Genomic DNA, 18,637 nt, shown 5'->3' on the forward strand with positions numbered 1-18,637 from the left:
AATCTAGCTTTTTTGTTCTTTATTGAAGTACACCAAATAGTAATACATTTGTTTTTCTTCGTCCCAACCTTTCTCAATAAACTTATCAGCTGATTCAGGATTGATAAAGTCCATACGTATTTGGATATTAGTGTCTAAATCAATCACATTTTTAATTTTTTTGCGCACATCCGATACAGCCTTATTAACAATCGGAAAGGTTGATACATCTTCTATTTGGTACTTAGGTCCTTTCTCTACTTTGTAGTGCTTAAACTCTGGTATCAATTCAGGATTTTCAAACACTTCATTCATAAACGAGGTTTCTTCAAAATCATCATTCTTAGCGAAGTAATTAATAGCACGGTTCATAAACAAAACCTCTTCTTTTTTATCTTCAGCAGGCAAGATTACATCTTTGGCAAAGTCTTGGCTGAATTTTAAGTACTTTTTAGTATAGAAATTATCGTCTATTAACGCATCGACATTTAGAAAGTTCTCCAACCAATACTTAGTGTCGTAACGATTGCTATCGATGGAAAGTATTTTGTATCCGTCCTCTTTATTCACATTAAAGATAATACAACCTTTATCCAATCGGTGAATGTTCACTCCCTCTTGGATAATCATCTCCAACTGGTTAGCCTGTTCTTCAAACTGCAAAAAGCTGTTCCTCATCTCCGATTTGAAGATACCTACTGCTTTTACCTTTTCATTATCTAAATAACTATCGTGAAGAAGCGCTACATACACCTCTCCACTTTTGATATGTGGGTGATTAGACTGATTGTACAAGTGTTGCGCAATCTTCTTAGATTGCTCGTGAATAGAGCTCTCGTCCTCAAAAATAGGAGTTACCAGCTGGTAAAGTTCATTGAACTCAACATCGGTATCGTGTACTAAGTGAAAGTAGTTTTCTTCTTTTTCACGGAAAGGTTTAAAGAAGTATTCTTTCAGTAGCCCTATAATCTCATCGTTTAGTGCATATGGTTTTTCTGAAAGGAATAGAGGTTCTCCTTTGCTTAGATTACCTACCCTGTGAATAGAAAGTGTTTCAATGTTTGTTGTATATAAATTTAGCATAGTTACTTGTTATCTGTTACTATTACGTAATTAGTAGTATTCTTCTTCACTGAAACTTCCATAATCGTCTTCATCGAGGTCAAAATCGTTAAATTCATCTTCAAACTCATCAAAATCATCAGCTACAAATGATTTCTCGGGAGCTTCAGCAGGAATAGAACCGTGAGCGTATATCAAAGCAGGATAAGAGGCGCCTGTTTCTTCTTCATCAATCTCTACTAATTCTACGAAGAACGTCCACATCGACATAAAGTCGTATACGTACAACAGTTTAGGCTCTTCTTCACTTACTACCGATTCGATGGTTGTCTCTTCCATCAAGCGCATTTCTCCACTTTCTGATACATCAAAAAGGGTGATTTCCTCTCCCTGATTCCAATCCTCATCGGTAAGATAGAAAGAAGCCATTTCGTCACCGGCAAAGCCAAATGATTGGTTGATTACATTGTGTAAATCTTCTAAAGTAGCTTCTCCCTGAATGATAATATCTCTAAAAACGTCTTCTTTAACGTCGAGTATCACTCTGAATTTGTATACCATTTTTAGTTTTTAGTTATTTTAGTTGTCAGTAAAAAACTTTGTCAAAGGTCGTAGCACGACAGGCTGTTAGAGACTTTGACAAAGTTTGTATATTCTTATTTTCTATACTTATTTAGCTATATCTGTAATTTCAATATCGAAAATAAGGTCGCTATTAGGTGGAATCACATCGCCAGCACCTCTTTCGCCATATCCTAAAGCAGCAGGAATAAATACGCGTATTTTATCACCTACTTTCATTGTAAGTAAAGCATCTCTGAAGCCTGGTATAAGTTGTGCAGAAGTGTTGTAAGGCATAGGGAAGGCTTGGTATCCTCCTTGTTGTTCACGTAATGAGTTGTACTTACCATAAGCCTCTTCAATTTCTTTTACGTTAGAATCGAAAAGGGTTCCGTTTCTCAAATAACCTGCGTAGTTTACCATTACTTGATGTGTGTGATTAGGTTGTTTGCCTTTGCCATCAACTAACTTAAAGATTTTTACTCCTGAAGGAAGTGCTTTAGCTTGTGGTTCCTGTACTTTTACTTCTTCTAAGAACTTAGCTGCAGCGGCTTTAGTCTTAGCTTCTTTTTCTCGCTCTCTCTTGTTAATTTCTTTGAAGTAATCTTCAAAAACTTTTACAGCATTGAAGTTTTTAGCATCTTTACCATTGGCAATAATAGTAATCTTATTGATTTTGATATCCTTTTCAGGCTTGTCGTTCATTACTGTTTTAGTATTAGCAATAGCATCTATTACTTCTAAACCTTTCACCGTTTCGCCGAATACTGTGTGGCGACCATCTAAATGAGGAGTAGGCACTTGGGTAATAAAAAACTGACTGCCATTGGTAGCTGGTCCTGCGTTTGCCATTGACAAGATTCCTTTTTTATCGTGTTTTAAAGTAGGCACTATCTCATCTTCAAATCGGTAACCGGGTTCTCCCATTCCGGTGCCGGTAGGGTCACCTCCTTGTATCATAAAATCCTTAATTACTCGGTGGAAAATTGTTCCGTTGTAAAACGGTTTACCTTTGTATTCAGCTTTTACAAAAGTGTTTTTACCTTCTGCCAAAGTAACAAAGTTGGCTACTGTTACAGGAGTTTCTTTGTAGTTTAGTTTTACAATAATATTTCCTTGAGTAGTTTCGATATCCGCAAATAAGCCATCGCCTAAATCTTTATAGGCTTTCTTTTGCGAATTGCAACTGAAAAATACAAACATTGCAGAAAGCAATGCGATAAAATTGAGTCGTCTCATATATAAAATTAATTAAAATTTCTACTTATTCAGGTCGTGGTTCTATTTTCTCTTTGTTCTTTTCAATTTTAAAAACCTCTATCTTGGCAATAATAGGCTGGTTGAAAGTTATTTTATCTTTATCACCACGATAACCATAGGCTACGCTCGAGGGGAAAAAGAAAACACCACTTTCTTTCTCTTTTAGCAATTTTAGTGCTGAACGCAACCCTTGGAATACCTCTTCTTTATCTACATTATACTTATAATCACCATCAGGTTTCTCTTGGTAGAGTTCGTTACCCCGCAAATCCGAAAGACTGTAATCATAGGTTACGATATCGCCAAACTGTGCTGTGTAGTCAGTATTAGGATTTTGGTTTAGGTAATAGAATTTAAAACCGTGTTGTGAATCTACAAAGGTGTGGAGCGTATCTTTTTTGATAATAGAATCAATAAGAGCTTCTTCTGAAGCTAATAGTGCTTTATTTTTCTTAGCCGATTCCTTTAAAAAGGTACTTGTTTTCTTGGTTACAGGGTGGCGTGCTTGTCGGTCGGCACAGCTTATGAAAACTATGCCAGCAACCATTATTATTGCTATTTTTTTGAGTATATTCATTGTATTTTAAATATTCTTGTGAATAAAATCTGGCAAAACTTGTTTAAAATAAGTTACGGCTTCTTCCATTGTACCGTCAAATCTACCTCCTGCAGCATTGATGTGCCCTCCACCGTTGAAATACTTGCGTGCAAACAGATTTACATCGTTATTACCTTTGGAACGCAACGACATTTTTATAAAATCGCCTTCTTGAATGAAGATTACTGCCAGCTTAGTGTTCTTAATGGTAAGCCCATAATTTACGAAACCGTCAGTATCTCCTTTTTGGCAGTCGTATTGTTGTAGTTCTTCAGAACTAAGCGTTGTGTAAGCCGTGTCGTACTCTTTTAAATACATCATATTTTTCAGAACTACACTCAGTAATTGCAATTTGTTAAATGAATTATTATCAAACACATTACTGTTAATCAGACTGTTTTTAGCTCCTTTTTCGATAAGAAAAGCTGCTATTTTTAGCGTATTGCTAGTAGTGGTGGGGTATTTAAAATTTCCCGTATCGGTCATTATTCCTGTGTACAAACAAGTAGCTATTTCTCTATCTATTTGGTTTTTATCGCCCATTGCATCAATAAACGAATATACCATTGCACAGGTAGAGCTGGCATTGGGGTTAGAGAAAGTTACTTTGGCATAAGCCTCAGGCGCTTGATGATGGTCAATCATCACAAACGTAGCTACCGAGCTTTCTAATAAAGGTGTGAGCCCATCAGCGCGTTTAAGCGAATTAAAATCAAGCGTAAAGATGAGTGTAGAGTTTTCTATTTGTTTTTTTGCCTTTTCAGGAGCATTGTCATAGATGAGAATCTCATCAGCTGAGGGTAACCATTTTAAATAATCAGGAAAATCATTGGGCGACACCACCGTTACATCTTGATGCAATTGCTTTAAATACAAGTATAGTCCCAAGCAACTCCCTATGGCATCTCCATCAGGGCTTTTGTGAGGAATGATACTTATTTTCAGTTGTTTTTTAAGTAGTAGCTTAACGTTTTCTATATCATAAATATTCATAGGGTGCAAAAGTACGACATTAATTTGTTCTTAATGTTTTCATATCTGAAAAATTTTAAAATTGAAAAAGAAATGATTAATTTGCAGGACAAAGGTAGTAATTAATTTTTAATGACAAAAAAATAATTTTGTTTTTTAATGGATATTCGTTGATAATGAACTCTTAGCGATAATAAGTAATTATCATTTGATAACAACTAGTTCCGCTGGTGTAACAGATAATTATCAATTGATGATAAAGAGAAAACAGAGTGGGGGATAGGATTATTGTAGAATTACAAGAATATTACACGAATAAAACTATTGTATAGTATTCTTTCTGCAAAAGCTATATAAAGAGCCCCACCTAATTATTTATTAGATGGGGCTGTTATTATTTGCCTGCGGAGGCTCTCCGCTATTTTACTTCTTCGAAATCTACGTCTTGAACGTTGTCTGTATTGACGTCTTGTGCCCCACCAGTGTTAGGTTGCTCTTGTGCGGTAGAGCTACCGCCTCCCTGTTGGGCTTTGTAGATGTCCTCAGAGGCTTGTTGCCAAGCAGTATTGATTTTGCCCAAAGCAGTCTCAATAGAGCTGAGGTCTTTGCCGTCGTAAGCTGTTTTAAGTTCGCTAAGAGCAGTCTCAATAGCGCCTTTCTTGTCGGATGGGATTTTATCGCCAAACTCTTTGAGTTGTTTTTCAGTTTGGAATATCATCGCGTCAGCTTCGTTGAGCTTATCTACTTTTTCTTTGGCTTTCTTATCAGCTTCGGCATTGGCTTCGGCTTCGCGTTTCATCTTCTCAATATCTTCTTTTGAAAGTCCAGAAGATGCTTCTATACGGATATTGTGAGACTTGCCTGTACCTTTATCAGTTGCCGATACGTTGATAATACCGTTAGCATCGATATCGAAGGTAACCTCAATTTGTGGTACGCCACGTGGGGCAGGTGGAATGTCATCTAAATGGAAACGACCGATAGTCTTGTTGTCGTTTGCCATAGGTCTTTCACCTTGCAATACGTGAATTTCCACACTCGGCTGATTGTCGGCAGCAGTTGAGAACACTTGCGATTTTTTAGTAGGGATAGTAGTATTGGCTTCTATCAGTTTAGTCATCACACCTCCCATAGTTTCGATACCCAAAGAAAGAGGAGTAACGTCCAAAAGCAATACATCTTTCACATCACCAGTAAGTACGCCCCCTTGAATAGCGGCTCCAATGGCTACTACCTCATCAGGGTTTACGCTCTTATTAGGTTTTTTGCCAAAGAATTTTTCAACGGCTTCTTGTACGGCAGGAATACGAGTAGAACCACCTACTAAGATTACTTCGTTGATATCACTTACGCTGAGACCTGCATTTTCTAACGCTTTTTTGCAAGGTTCAATTGTGCGTTTTACTAGGTCGTCGATGAGTTGTTCGAATTTAGCACGGCTGAGCTTGCGCACCAAGTGTTTAGGACCTGAAGCTGTAGCAGTGATATAAGGCAAGTTGATTTCGGTTTCAGTAGTTGAAGAGAGTTCAATCTTAGCCTTTTCAGCAGCTTCTTTAAGACGTTGCAACGCCATAGGGTCTTTACGAAGGTCGATTTGTTCTTCTTTTTCAAACTCTTCAGCAAGCCAGTTGATGATTTTTTCATCAACATCATCACCTCCTAAGTGGGTATCACCATCAGTAGCGAGTACTTCAAACACACCGTCGCCAAGTTCCAAGATAGACACATCGTGAGTACCACCACCAAAGTCGAATACAACAATCTTATGGTCGCTATGGTCTTTATCCAAGCCATAAGCCAATGCAGCGGCAGTAGGTTCGTTGATGATACGTTCTACTTTTAAGCCTGCGATTTCACCTGCTTCTTTAGTAGCTTGACGTTGAGCGTCGTTAAAGTAAGCTGGTACAGTAATTACCGCGCTTGTTACGGGTTGTCCTAAGAAGTCTTCTGCAGTTTTCTTCATCTTTTGAAGAATCATAGCTGAGATTTCTTGTGGAGTATACAAACGTCCGTCTATGTCCACACGAGGAGTATCGTTGTCGCCACGTACTACTTTATAAGGCACACGAGCGATTTCTTTTTCCAATTCAGAAAACTTGTTCCCCATAAAACGCTTGATAGAATATACCGTGTTTTTAGGGTTGGTAACTGCCTGACGTTTGGCAGCGTCACCTACTTTTATTTCGCCACCTTCGGTAAAAGCTACCACTGAAGGGGTTGTGCGTTTACCTTCGGCATTGGTAATCACCACGGGGTCATTACCTTCCATTACAGAAACACAAGAGTTTGTGGTTCCTAAGTCAATACCTATAATCTTACTCATATTAATATTATCGTTTTTTTAAGTTCAACATTATTTTTGTAAGCCTTACGCTTACGTAGCTAGTAGCAGTCAATGATTGTGCCAAAGGGATAAAAACTGACAAATTGTCATTTTTAGTCATTAGTTGTTAGTAAGCGACTAACAACTAATTTCTATTTTTTATCTTCTGATGTTTGATTTCTAAATACCAATTGGTTATCAAAAGCATCTAATAAGATGACAGCATCGCGTTGTACTGTGCCACTCAAAATTTCTTTAGAAAGCTTGTTAAGCACTTCTTTCTGAATGATACGTTTCACTGGACGAGCACCAAACTGAGGGTCAAAACCTTTTTGTGCTAAGTAATCAATAGCCTCATCGGTGGCATCGAGCAAGATGCCTTCTTTGGCAACCATACGGAACACTGATTGCAATTGCAAACGCACAATACTACGGATATCCTTGGCGTTGAGCGGTGTGAACATTATAATGTCGTCTATACGGTTCAAAAACTCAGGGCGTACAGTTTGTTTGAGGAGTTGTAACACCTCGTCACGTGACTCGTCGATAGCGCGCTCGGTATCCTTAGGATACTTCTCAAAAGTTTCTTGAATGATATGGCTACCCATATTGGAGGTCATAATGATAATCGTATTCTTAAAGTCGGCGGTACGACCTTTGTTGTCAGTAAGCCTACCTTCGTCGAGTACTTGCAACAAGATGTTGAAAGTATCGGGGTGAGCTTTTTCGATTTCGTCTAAAAGTATTACGGAATATGGACGGCGACGCACAGCTTCAGTAAGCTGACCACCTTCGTCATAACCCACATATCCTGGAGGCGCACCTACTAATCGGCTAACAGCGTGTTTCTCTTGGTATTCGCTCATATCTATACGCGTCATTGCATTTTCATCGTCGAATAGATACTCGGCTAAGGCTTTGGCAAGTTCGGTTTTACCTACCCCCGTAGTTCCTAAGAAAAGAAAAGAACCTATAGGACGACGTGGGTCTTGCAAACCAGCACGACTACGGCGTATGGCATCGGAAACTGCCTCGATGGCTTCTTCTTGACCTACTACACGACGATGCAATTCTTTTTCTAAGTTTAAGAGTTTTTCGCGTTCGCCTTGTAACATTTTAGCTACAGGTATACCTGTCCATTTTGCTACTACTTCAGCGATGTCTTCGGCGGTTACTTCTTCTTTTACAAGAGCATTTTCGTGTGACTTGCTGTCTAAATTCTTTTGCAATTCCACTAACTTGTCTTCCGCTTCTTTGATTTTGCCATAACGCAATTCCGCTACTTTACCGTAGTCGCCTTCACGTTCAGCTCTATCGGCTTCCAAACGGTATTTCTCAATAGCTTCCTTAGTGGTTTGTACTTCATCAATTACGCTTTTTTCACTCTGCCATTTAGCATTGATAGCGTTACGTTCTTCTTTAAGATTTGCCAAATCTACATATAGCATTTTGAGCTTATCTTCGTCTTTCTCACGTTTGATAGCCTCAATTTCTATTTCGAGTTGCATTATCTTACGGTCGAGTACGTCTAACTCTTCGGGTTTAGAATTGATTTCCATACGGAGCTTGGCAGCTGCCTCGTCCATTAAGTCTATTGCCTTATCGGGCAAGAAACGATTAGTGATATAGCGTTCAGAAAGCTCTACTGCTGCGATAATCGCCTCGTCTTTGATACGTACTTTGTGGTGGGTTTCGTACTTTTCTTTGATACCCCGAAGGATAGAAATTGCACTTTCGGTATCTGGTTCGTCTACCATTACCTTTTGAAAACGACGTTCCAGAGCTTTGTCTTTCTCAAAGTACTTTTGGTACTCATCGAGAGTAGTGGCACCAATGGCACGGAGTTCACCACGTGCTAAGGCTGGTTTTAAGATATTAGCAGCGTCCATAGCACCTTCGCCTCCTCCTGCTCCCACAAGGGTGTGAATTTCATCTATAAACAGAATGATATTGCCATCGGAAGAGGTAACCTCTTTCACTACTGATTTGAGTCTTTCTTCAAACTCACCTTTGTACTTCGCACCAGCGATAAGGGCACCCATATCGAGAGAGTAAATTATCTTGTCTTTTAGGTTTTCAGGTACGTCACCCTTCACAATACGGTGTGCTAAGCCTTCGGCTATAGCCGTTTTACCTACCCCAGGTTCACCCACCAACATAGGGTTGTTCTTAGTACGACGTGAAAGAATTTGCAATACACGACGTATTTCCTCATCACGACCAATCACAGGGTCGAGTTTCCCGCTATCAGCTAACTGATTGAGGTTTTTGGCGTATTTGTTGAGCGAATTATAAGTATCTTCAGCTGAAGCCGAAGTTACGCGTTCGCCTTTGCGCAATTCTTGAATGGCTTTCTCCAACTCTTTTTCACTCACGCCTTGGTTTTTGAGGGCTTGGGCGATTTTACTGTTTGATTTGAAGATAGCCAATATAAGGTGTTCTAAGGATACATATTCGTCGTTCCATTTTTTAGCGATGTTAGCAGCTTCGTTGAGCATAGTGTTTGCTTCGCGTGAGAGCCCCATATCGCCACCGCTTACTTTGGCAAAGCCTTGCAAAGCAGTTTCTAACTGTTTATTTAATTGCTCGCGGTTGATATTCAATTTTTTGAATAGGAAAGGCAATACGTTCTCATCTACCTGCTCAATAGCTTTGAAGAAATGTTCGTTTTGCAATTCCTGGTGCCCATACTGTTGGGCTATTTGCTGAGCGGTTTGTACCGCTTCTTGCGCTTTGATAGTAAAGTTATTAAAATTCATATATTTTCAATTTAGTGTGTTCAACATTTTATGATTTGTTCACTCCCAATAGGGCAAGAGTTGTGCCAACAGCTTTTAACTGACAAAAAGACAGTTTTTTAAAAGGATTTTTATACCAAATAGAATATTAAACAGAAATCTAAAAATAATTAACAATGTGATTAGCATTTAATAATAACTACTTGATAAGAAATGTGTAGCAAGTGACAAAATGTCGGTGACTAATTGAATCTCTGTTCATTAACGAGTAGGTACTGATACCTATCTATTTTTGAAGCTAAAAAGTAATAGATCATCTGCTCCAAAACACTTACCGAAAATATGAGGTGGAATGAAAAAAGTTACTTGGCAGGTTGGAGGTTTCGAAAGATAACGGAGGGATTCGGAAGGGAAAATTTAGGTAAAAGGTAAAAAACAAGAGGTAAAGTAGCTGTTGAGAGGGTGGTGGTAGCTTATAGAGAGCTTATAGGAAGCTTATACGAATCTTGGAAGATAGATATAGAAAGGGTATATAAGTAGTTAATAATGAGGGGTTAAGAATGAGTAGAAAAAAGAGATTTAAGCGGATTTAAAGTAGAAGAAAAACGAAAATAAGAGAAAGAATTAATCTTTTTAAAAGGAGAGTGTGGCGATACAAAAATGTGAGATGAGCAAAGGTAAATAGAAAAATAAACATTCTTCAAGAGAAAAAAATATAGATAGCTATTAGACTAAAAGACAAGGCTTACTAGAAGAAAGTGCGAAGACGAATTTAATATTACAATACCCCAAATACTAATAATACCAAATTAAAGACGAGTTGTGAATGGCGAATGACAAGGTTGCAGGGAAGTAGCACGGGGGAACAAAATATAAAGCCTTTATATTGCGAATTGATATTTTTTTGTACCTTTGCACCAAAATATAGACAAAATGAAAGTAGCTGTGGTAATGGGAAGCAAGAGTGATTTGCCTGTGATGCAGGACGCTATTGATATTCTCAAGTCCTTTGGTATCACAACTGTGGTAGATATCGTATCGGCGCATCGCACGCCTGAAAAGCTGATGGAGTTCAGTCAGAACGCTCATAAAAAAGGCATTCAGGTAATCATTGCGGGAGCGGGAGGTGCAGCCCATTTACCTGGTATGGTCGCTTCGATGTCGCCTTTGCCTGTGATAGGTGTGCCGGTGAAAAGCAGTAACTCTATTGACGGTTGGGATTCTATCCTTTCTATCCTACAAATGCCTGGCGGAGTGCCTGTGGCTACCGTAGCTTTAAATGCTGCTAAGAACGCAGGTTTATTAGCCGTGCAAATATTGGCAAGTGCCGACGCTGAGCTCTTGCAAAAAATGATTGATTATAAAGAAAATTTGAAACAAGCGGTGCTTACTGCCGCAGCAACCCTCGACGATGAATAAAGATACTTTTCAGGGCTCACGTCTTTTATTATTAGACTTTGGCTCGCAATACACCCAACTTATTGCACGCCGTGTGCGCGAATTGAACGTGTATTGCGAAATGCATCCCTACAACCATTTGCCTGAGAACTTAGAAGACTTTTCGGCAGTGATACTCTCAGGTTCGCCTTATTCGGTGCGTAGTGCAGAAGCCTTACACCCAGACCTATCAGCACTGAAAGGTAAAATGCCCCTTTTGGCAGTATGTTACGGAGCACAGTATTTGGCACACTTTGGCGGTGGTGAAGTAGCCCCTTCGAACATACGAGAGTACGGGCGAGCTCACCTCACCTATATTAAGCCTAATGAACCTCTTTTTGAAGGGATTGCAGAAGGGAGTATAGTATGGATGAGCCATAGTGACACTATCAAACAATTGCCTACTGGGGCGGTTTGTTTGGCGAGCACTCCTGATGTAGTGAACGCGGCTTATCGCATAGAAGGAGAAGAAACCTACGCGATTCAGTTTCACCCCGAAGTGACCCACTCAGCCGATGGAATGAAGCTATTAGCTAACTTCCTTTTCAAAATAGCGAAACTTACCCCTAATTGGACGTCCGACAACTTTGTAGAGATGACGGTTGCCCAGCTAAAAGCACAAGTGGGTAATGAGAAAGTGATATTAGGCTTATCGGGAGGAGTAGACTCTACGGTAGCTGCTGTATTACTTAACAAAGCGATTGGCAAGCAATTACATTGTATTTTTGTAAATAATGGACTCTTGCGCAAGAACGAGTTCGAAAACGTACTGAAACAATATGAGGGTATGGGACTGAATGTGAAGGGTGTAGATGCCTCAGCGCGTTTCCTTGCTGCCTTAGCAAGCAAAACCGACCCCGAGGAAAAACGCAAAACCATAGGGCGCGTTTTTATTGAAGTATTTGATGATGAGGCTCATAAAATTACCGATGCTCAATGGTTGGCACAAGGCACTATCTATCCTGACGTGATTGAATCACTATCAGTAAAGGGACCTTCAGCGACTATCAAATCACATCATAACGTAGGAGGCTTACCCGACTATATGAAATTGAAAGTAGTAGAGCCTTTGCGTATGCTCTTCAAAGATGAAGTGCGCAGAGTAGGACGCAGTTTGGGCATCAGTGATGAACTATTAGGCAGACACCCTTTTCCAGGACCTGGATTGGCTATCCGCATTTTGGGAGATATCACTGCCGAAAAGGTAGCCATTTTGCAAGAAGTAGATGCCATATTCATCAACGCACTGAAAGAAAATAATCTATACGACAAAGTGTGGCAAGCAGGGGCTATCTTACTACCTATCAACAGTGTGGGAGTAATGGGAGACGAACGCACCTACGAGCGTGTGGTAGCCTTGCGCGCTGTGGAAAGCATAGACGGTATGACGGCAGATTGGGTAGACTTACCTTATAAATTTCTGCAAAAAGTGTCTAACGATATTATCAATAAGGTGAAAGGTGTAAACCGTGTGGTGTACGATATCAGTAGTAAACCGCCTGCCACGATAGAATGGGAATAGACAAGTAACAATTTAGAATTATCAATTAACACTAAAAAATTAAATCATAAGACAATATTATGAAACAACTTTTTACATTAGCTTTGTTATTGTGCTTAGGAGTTGCCTATGCACAACCGCAAACGTACACAGCAAATAACTATGAAAGTATTGAAAATATAGCTAAGACCTATCGCTTTTCGCCTGCTGACATCTTAAAACTCAACCCAGGGCTTAAAGATGGAGTACAAAAGGGAATGACTATCAATATTCCTATCAGTAAAGTGAAGCATTACAATACCCAACGTCCTGTAGGTTTTACGACTCACTTGGTAAAAGGAGGTGAGACTTTTTTTGGTCTGTCGCAAAAATACAACATCACTATTGATGATTTAAAGCGCTATAATTTAGACCTCTATATAAGAGAGTTACAAGAGGGTGAGCGCATTACTATTCCGCTATTTAGCAAAACAGCTGAAATGGTACAAAAAAGCGTACAAGGACAAAAACGGTACGTAGTAAAACCACAAGAAACACTTTGGCGTATTGCTAAAAACCACAATGTGAGTGTAGAGGAATTGGAAAAGCTGAACAAAAACGAAAAAGGTTTCAACCCTAATAGTATAAGAGAGGGGCAAGAAATCTGGGTGCCAGCCTCTTCTACCGATAGTACAGAGCTTGAACCACCAGCTCGCCCTAATACTAAGAAAGAAGTGGTGCTTTACCTTGTGGAGAGAGGGGAAGGATTTTACAGCTTAGAACGCAAGTTCGGTTTATCGGAAGCTGAGCTTGTAAAACTAAATCCTAGTCTTAAAGATGGATTGAAAAGCGATGCACAAATATGGATACCCAAAGAGAATTATGAACAATATAAAAGTGCTTCACTGAATAATACAGCAAACTACAACTTCCAGAATTCTAACAATACCTTGCGTTCAGCATCTTCACCAGCCAATGTGAAGGAGATATCTTATATTTTACCTTTTAAACTATCGGATGTTAGCACTGGACAAATTGCTATTATAAAATCTCGACTTACTGAAAATAAACTAACGCCTGTGGCTACCGATTTCTATTCAGGAGCCCTAATAGCTTTGGACTCCCTTCAAAAAATGGGATATAAGTTTAAAGTGAATGTATACGATAGTGAAGGTGACTTAAAGAAGATAGCTTCTAACGCCTCAGTACAGAACTCACAAGTGGTAATAGGTCCTTTTACCACCAAATCGTTTAATACTTTAGCATCATTGGTTACAAGTAATAATACGATATTATTAGCCCCCTTATCTAATAAGAATATAACTCTCAATCCTAATGTGTATCAGACCTTACCGAACGATGAGGTGTTGCAAACGCAAATGATTGACTATCTGAACAAAAACTATTCAGATGAGAATATGATTATCTTAGCTGATAGCAAGAATAGTTCTTTGCGTGAGAAATTAGAGCGTTCATTCCCTAATGCTAAGGTAGTAACCGAAATGTCGGCTAATGGATTTGTTAATGCTCTAAACTACAACAAGGAAAATGTAGTGTTATTACAGTCGAATGATATAGGTTACGTGTCGATGGCAGTGCGTTTGTTGCACAATGCGCTTAAATCTAAAAGGAACAACACCTTCCCTAAGATTATCTTGGCGACTGTGGATAGAGGTTCAGTATACGATTCTAATAACCTTTCTAACAACCAGCTATCCGATTTACGTTTTACTTATCCTACTGTAAATAAATATTCTAATGGTACAGATAGTTTTTCTGCACGATATTTAAAGACTTATGGTATTCTACCTAATAAGTATGCTATTCGCGGATTTGACCTTACTATGGATGCTGTATTGCGTTTGGGAGTATCGGGTAATCTTACTAGTGCCAATACACGTATAGGAGAGACTTCTTACTTAGAGAATAAATTTGCTTACCTAAAAAATTTCTATAAAGGTGGTGGCTATGAAAACCAAGGCGTATATATTGTACAGTATGACAATATGGAAGTAAAAGAATTAAAATAAAACAAAATTATAATTAAAAATGAGAGTAGCAGTAGTAGGCGTTACCGGAATGGTAGGTAACGTGATGTTAGAAGTACTTGCAGAACACAAATTTCCTGTAACCGAATTAATTCCCGTAGCATCAGAGAAGTCAGTAGGGAAGAAAATTACTTTTCAAGGAACTGAATATACTGTGATAGGCTTACAACAAGCCGTATCGCTCAAACCCGATTTAGCTCTTTTTTCAGCAGGAGCTACCGTCTCTAAAGAATGGGCACCTAAGTTTGCCCAAGTAGGGACAACAGTGGTAGATAACTCATCGGCGTGGCGTATGGACGACACTAAAAAATTGGTAATCCCTGAAATTAATGCCGATGTGCTTACCAAAGAAGATAAGATTATTGCAAACCCTAATTGTTCTACGATACAGATGCTCGTAGCTTTAGCCCCTTTACAAAAGAAATATGGTATCAAGCGTGTGGTAGTTTCTACTTACCAGTCGATTACAGGTACAGGAGTGAAAGCCGTACGCCAGTTAGAAAACGAATACAAAGGAGAAAAAGGCGAGATGGCTTATCATTACCAAATACACCGCAATGCGATTCCTCATTGTGACGTGTTTGAAGATAATGGTTATACCAAGGAAGAAATGAAATTGGTGCGTGAAACTAAAAAGATACTCCGAGACGACAGTATTGCAGTAACGGCTACAGCGGTGCGCATACCGGTAGTAGGCGGACATAGTGAAGCGGTGAATGTAGAATTGAAAAAGGATTTTAATATTGATGAAGTGCGTGCGCTCTTAGCACAATCACCTGGAATTAAGGTGCAGGATAATACTGATACGAATACTTACCCTATGCCACTGTACGCTCACGGCAAAGATGACGTATTTGTAGGACGTATCCGTCGCGATGAGTCGCAACCTAATACTCTTAACTTATGGGTAGTAGCTGATAACCTGCGCAAAGGAGCTGCTACTAATACCATACAGATTGCTGAGTATCTCATCGCACATAAACTGTTGTAGTAATGATGTATTTGAAAAGTATTAATGCTTAGAAAATATAAAAAAGTGTTACATTGATAATAAGAAAATAAAATATATAAAATTTTATAAACTTTATAATCAACCACTTACCAAAACATATGAAACTTTCTTCAAAAAAAATGTATAAAAATTTTGTAGGTAAATAAAAAGGTTATACCTTTGCACCCGCAAATGAGACGATAAGGCACATTTGTAGGGGCTATAGCATACGCCCAAAAGAAAGAAACAACACGTACCTTGACATAATGTTGTACAGCACAAAAAAAGATTTAAAGGATTGAGTGAAACCTGAAGTCAATAACTTGAAGATCGGTTAGAAGATATAAAAGAATTTAACGATGAAGAGTTTGATCCTGGCTCAGGATGAACGCTAGCGGCAGGCCTAACACATGCAAGTCGAGGGGGAGGTTACTTTCGGGTAACTGAGACCGGCGTACGGGTGCGTAACGCGTATACAATCTGCCTTTCACTGGGGGATAGCCCGAAGAAATTTGGATTAATACCCCATAGTATAGTAGTGTGGCATCACACGACTATTAAAGCCTTGGTGGTGAAAGATGAGTATGCGTTCTATTAGCTAGTTGGAGAGGTAACGGCTCCCCAAGGCGATGATAGATAGGGGTTCTGAGAGGGATGTCCCCCACACTGGTACTGAGATACGGACCAGACTCCTACGGGAGGCAGCAGTGAGGAATATTGGACAATGGTCGGAAGACTGATCCAGCCATGCCGCGTGCAGGATGAAGGTCTTATGGATTGTAAACTGCTTTTGTAAGGGAAGAATAAGGAGTACGTGTACTTTGATGACGGTACCTTACGAATAAGCATCGGCTAACTCCGTGCCAGCAGCCGCGGTAATACGGAGGATGCGAGCGTTATCCGGAATCATTGGGTTTAAAGGGTCTGTAGGCGGGCTGGTAAGTCAGAGGTGAAAGCGCTTAGCTCAACTAAGCAACTGCCTTTGAAACTGTTGGTCTTGAATGGTTGTGAAGTAGTTGGAATGTGTAGTGTAGCGGTGAAATGCTTAGATATTACACAGAACACCGATAGCGAAGGCATATTACTAACAATTAATTGACGCTGATGGACGAAAGCGTGGGGAGCGAACAGGATTAGATACCCTGGTAGTCCACGCTGTAAACGATGGATACTAGCTGTTTGGAGTAATCTGAGTGGCTAAGCGAAAGTGATAAGTATCCCACCTGGGGAGTACGTTCGCAAGAATGAAACTCAAAGGAATTGACGGGGGCCCGCACAAGCGGTGGAGCATGTGGTTTAATTCGATGATACGCGAGGAACCTTACCAAGGTTTAAATGGAGACTGACAGGTGTAGAGATACGCCCTTCTTCGGACAGTTTTCAAGGTGCTGCATGGTTGTCGTCAGCTCGTGCCGTGAGGTGTCAGGTTAAGTCCTATAACGAGCGCAACCCCTGCCATTAGTTGCTAACGAGTTGAGTCGAGCCCTCTAATGGGACTGCCGGTGCAAACCGAGAGGAAGGTGGGGATGACGTCAAATCATCACGGCCCTTACATCTTGGGCTACACACGTGCTACAATGGCCGTTACAGAGAGCAGCCACTGCGTGAGCAGGCGCGAATCTATAAAGACGGTCACAGTTCGGATCGGAGTCTGCAACTCGACTCCGTGAAGCTGGAATCGCTAGTAATCGGATATCAGCCATGATCCGGTGAATACGTTCCCGGGCCTTGTACACACCGCCCGTCAAGCCATGGAAGCTGGGGGTACCTGAAGACGGTTACCGCGAGGAGCTGTTTAGGGTAAAACTAGTGACTGGGGCTAAGTCGTAACAAGGTAGCCGTACCGGAAGGTGCGGCTGGAACACCTCCTTTCTAGAGAAGACCGAAAGTTAATGACGAATTACGAATTACAAATGACGAACAGTTAGTTTATCGATTAAATTTGTAATTAATAAGGACTTGGTTCTTTAAATCTTGCTGACAACAATAAAATTAAGGTACAGAGTAATTGATAGAGAGAAAAATACCTCTTATCTCTTACCTCTTACCTAAAAGAACAAAGTCTCATAGCTCAGCTGGTTAGAGCGCTACACTGATAATGTAGAGGTCGGCAGTTCGAGTCTGCCTGGGACTACAAGCAAAAGAAGGAAATTTCTAGGAGTGAGCTAGAGGAAGGATCCTCTTACCTCTTACCACAATCTCTTACCTAGAGACAGGGGGAATTAGCTCAGCTGGCTAGAGCACCTGCCTTGCACGCAGGGGGTCAAGGGTTCGAATCCCTTATTCTCCACAACAAACGTACATTGACATATTGGGATAAAAAGCATAAGAGATCAATAATAGATTATTGATAATCTAACGAAAGAATTAAAAAGAATCAAAGAGAACGAGGTATTTATTTAATTGATAATAGATAATTGTTAATTGAATAAAACTACAAGCGCGAAAAGTTATGTAAGGGCGTATGGGGGATGCCTAGGCTCTCAGAGGCGAAGAAGGACGTGATAAGCTGCGAAAAGTTGCGTGTATTGGCACATACGATATGATACGCAAATCTCCGAATGGGGCAACCCAGTACATTGAAGATGTACTACACCGTAAAGGTGGGCAAACCCGCTGAACTGAAACATCTAAGTAGGCGGAGGAGAAGAAAACAAAAGTGATTCCCAAAGTAGTGGCGAGCGAAATGGGATTAGCCCAAACCCACTTTGTTACGGCAGGGTGGGGGTTGTAGGACCCAGATATAGGTTGTAAAGCTGGATTAGAAGTGTTTGGAAAGGCACACCATAGAGAGTGAAAGTCTCGTATAGGCACAGTTTTATAAATCTTATGGTTATCCTGAGTAGGTCGGGGCACGAGGAACCTTGACTGAATCTACCGGGACCATCCGGTAAGGCTAAATACTCCTGAGAGACCGATAGTGAACTAGTACCGTGAGGGAAAGGTGAAAAGAACCGTGAATAACGGAGTGAAATAGACCCTGAAACCATACGCTTACAAGCGGTCGGAGCAGCTTTAGGCTGTGACGGCGTGCCTTTTGCATAATGAGCCTACGAGTTACTGTTACCAGCGAGGATAAGTATTTCAGATACGAATCCGCATCGAAAGAGAGTCTGAATAGGGCGCAAATAGTTGGTAGTAGTAGACGCGAAACCTGGTGATCTACCCTTGGGCAGGTTGAAGCGCTG

11 protein-coding genes, 2 tRNA genes and 2 rRNA genes (1 of these 15 only partly in view) are annotated in these 18,637 nt (G+C 40.2%); 8 read left to right on the forward strand and 7 right to left on the reverse strand.

From position 1 onward, the window contains the following. Nucleotides 1-3 precede the first annotated feature (3 nt). The 7 genes from HMPREF1320_RS09350 to clpB form a co-directional block, all read right to left on the reverse strand. Nucleotides 4-1,062: a nucleoid-associated protein gene (locus HMPREF1320_RS09350; RefSeq protein WP_009418343.1), complete on the reverse strand. Its 1,059-nt coding sequence runs from the start codon at nucleotides 1,060-1,062 to the stop codon at nucleotides 4-6. A gap of 30 nt (nucleotides 1,063-1,092) precedes the next feature. Beyond that, nucleotides 1,093-1,602 (reverse strand): IS1096 element passenger TnpR family protein, encoded by a 510-nt coding sequence (locus HMPREF1320_RS09355; protein ID WP_009418287.1) that lies wholly within the window; start codon nucleotides 1,600-1,602, stop codon nucleotides 1,093-1,095. Nucleotides 1,603-1,710: 108 nt separating this feature from the next. Then, complete coding sequence (locus tag HMPREF1320_RS09360) at nucleotides 1,711-2,841, reverse strand: peptidylprolyl isomerase (protein ID WP_009418405.1); 1,131 nt, start codon at nucleotides 2,839-2,841, stop codon at nucleotides 1,711-1,713. A 25-nt stretch (nucleotides 2,842-2,866) separates the two neighbouring features. After that, nucleotides 2,867-3,439, reverse strand: a complete 573-nt coding sequence (gldI, locus tag HMPREF1320_RS09365; RefSeq protein WP_009418461.1) for a gliding motility-associated peptidyl-prolyl isomerase GldI — start codon at nucleotides 3,437-3,439, stop codon at nucleotides 2,867-2,869. Nucleotides 3,440-3,445: 6 nt separating this feature from the next. Next, on the reverse strand, nucleotides 3,446-4,453 hold the full coding sequence (locus HMPREF1320_RS09370) for a DHH family phosphoesterase (protein WP_009418314.1): 1,008 nt from the start codon (nucleotides 4,451-4,453) through the stop codon (nucleotides 3,446-3,448). A 397-nt stretch (nucleotides 4,454-4,850) separates the two neighbouring features. Then, complete coding sequence (dnaK, locus tag HMPREF1320_RS09375) at nucleotides 4,851-6,755, reverse strand: molecular chaperone DnaK (protein ID WP_009418367.1); 1,905 nt, start codon at nucleotides 6,753-6,755, stop codon at nucleotides 4,851-4,853. A 152-nt stretch (nucleotides 6,756-6,907) separates the two neighbouring features. Next, the gene (clpB, locus tag HMPREF1320_RS09380; protein ID WP_009418417.1) at nucleotides 6,908-9,514 is read right to left on the reverse strand and encodes an ATP-dependent chaperone ClpB; all 2,607 of its coding nucleotides are present in this window, start codon (nucleotides 9,512-9,514) and stop codon (nucleotides 6,908-6,910) included. A 912-nt stretch (nucleotides 9,515-10,426) separates the two neighbouring features. On the opposite strand from clpB, the gene purE reads away from it, so the two are divergent. The 8 genes from purE to HMPREF1320_RS09420 form a co-directional block, all read left to right on the forward strand. Next, a complete protein-coding gene (purE, locus tag HMPREF1320_RS09385; protein WP_002671807.1) occupies nucleotides 10,427-10,912 on the forward strand; it encodes a 5-(carboxyamino)imidazole ribonucleotide mutase in 486 nt (161 codons plus the stop codon). Then, nucleotides 10,905-12,452, forward strand: a complete 1,548-nt coding sequence (gene guaA, locus HMPREF1320_RS09390; RefSeq protein ID WP_009418317.1) for a glutamine-hydrolyzing GMP synthase — start codon at nucleotides 10,905-10,907, stop codon at nucleotides 12,450-12,452. Before purE ends, guaA begins: the two co-directional genes overlap by 8 nt. Before the next feature lie 59 nt (nucleotides 12,453-12,511). Beyond that, complete coding sequence (locus HMPREF1320_RS09395) at nucleotides 12,512-14,440, forward strand: LysM peptidoglycan-binding domain-containing protein (protein WP_009418276.1); 1,929 nt, start codon at nucleotides 12,512-12,514, stop codon at nucleotides 14,438-14,440. 19 nt (nucleotides 14,441-14,459) lie between these two features. Beyond that, nucleotides 14,460-15,449, forward strand: a complete 990-nt coding sequence (locus HMPREF1320_RS09400; RefSeq protein ID WP_009418394.1) for an aspartate-semialdehyde dehydrogenase — start codon at nucleotides 14,460-14,462, stop codon at nucleotides 15,447-15,449. Between the two features lie 356 nt (nucleotides 15,450-15,805). Beyond that, nucleotides 15,806-17,321, forward strand: a 16S ribosomal RNA gene (locus HMPREF1320_RS09405). Between the two features lie 188 nt (nucleotides 17,322-17,509). Then, a tRNA-Ile gene (locus tag HMPREF1320_RS09410) sits at nucleotides 17,510-17,583 on the forward strand. 82 nt (nucleotides 17,584-17,665) lie between these two features. Further along, nucleotides 17,666-17,739, forward strand: a tRNA-Ala gene (locus HMPREF1320_RS09415). 153 nt (nucleotides 17,740-17,892) lie between these two features. Continuing rightward, a 23S ribosomal RNA gene (locus tag HMPREF1320_RS09420) occupies nucleotides 17,893-18,637 on the forward strand (it continues 2,101 nt past the right edge of the window). The 16S and 23S rRNA genes sit together here with 2 tRNA genes alongside, the layout of an rRNA operon.

Source organism: Capnocytophaga sp. oral taxon 335 str. F0486 (assembly GCF_000277665.1).
Taxonomy (GTDB): domain Bacteria; phylum Bacteroidota; class Bacteroidia; order Flavobacteriales; family Flavobacteriaceae; genus Capnocytophaga; species Capnocytophaga ochracea.

Excerpts from the sequence above, each read along its gene's own strand:
- HMPREF1320_RS09350 (WP_009418343.1), bottom strand. The coding sequence starts at position 1,062 with ATGCTAAATTTATATACAACAAACATTGAAACACTTTCTATTCACAGG.
- HMPREF1320_RS09355 (WP_009418287.1), bottom strand. The coding sequence starts at position 1,602 with ATGGTATACAAATTCAGAGTGATACTCGACGTTAAAGAAGACGTTTTT.
- HMPREF1320_RS09360 (WP_009418405.1), bottom strand. The coding sequence starts at position 2,841 with ATGAGACGACTCAATTTTATCGCATTGCTTTCTGCAATGTTTGTATTT.
- gldI (WP_009418461.1), bottom strand. The coding sequence starts at position 3,439 with ATGAATATACTCAAAAAAATAGCAATAATAATGGTTGCTGGCATAGTT.
- HMPREF1320_RS09370 (WP_009418314.1), bottom strand. The coding sequence starts at position 4,453 with ATGAATATTTATGATATAGAAAACGTTAAGCTACTACTTAAAAAACAA.
- dnaK (WP_009418367.1), bottom strand. The coding sequence starts at position 6,755 with ATGAGTAAGATTATAGGTATTGACTTAGGAACCACAAACTCTTGTGTT.
- clpB (WP_009418417.1), bottom strand. The coding sequence starts at position 9,514 with ATGAATTTTAATAACTTTACTATCAAAGCGCAAGAAGCGGTACAAACC.
- purE (WP_002671807.1), top strand. The coding sequence starts at position 10,427 with ATGAAAGTAGCTGTGGTAATGGGAAGCAAGAGTGATTTGCCTGTGATG.
- guaA (WP_009418317.1), top strand. The coding sequence starts at position 10,905 with ATGAATAAAGATACTTTTCAGGGCTCACGTCTTTTATTATTAGACTTT.
- HMPREF1320_RS09395 (WP_009418276.1), top strand. The coding sequence starts at position 12,512 with ATGAAACAACTTTTTACATTAGCTTTGTTATTGTGCTTAGGAGTTGCC.
- HMPREF1320_RS09400 (WP_009418394.1), top strand. The coding sequence starts at position 14,460 with ATGAGAGTAGCAGTAGTAGGCGTTACCGGAATGGTAGGTAACGTGATG.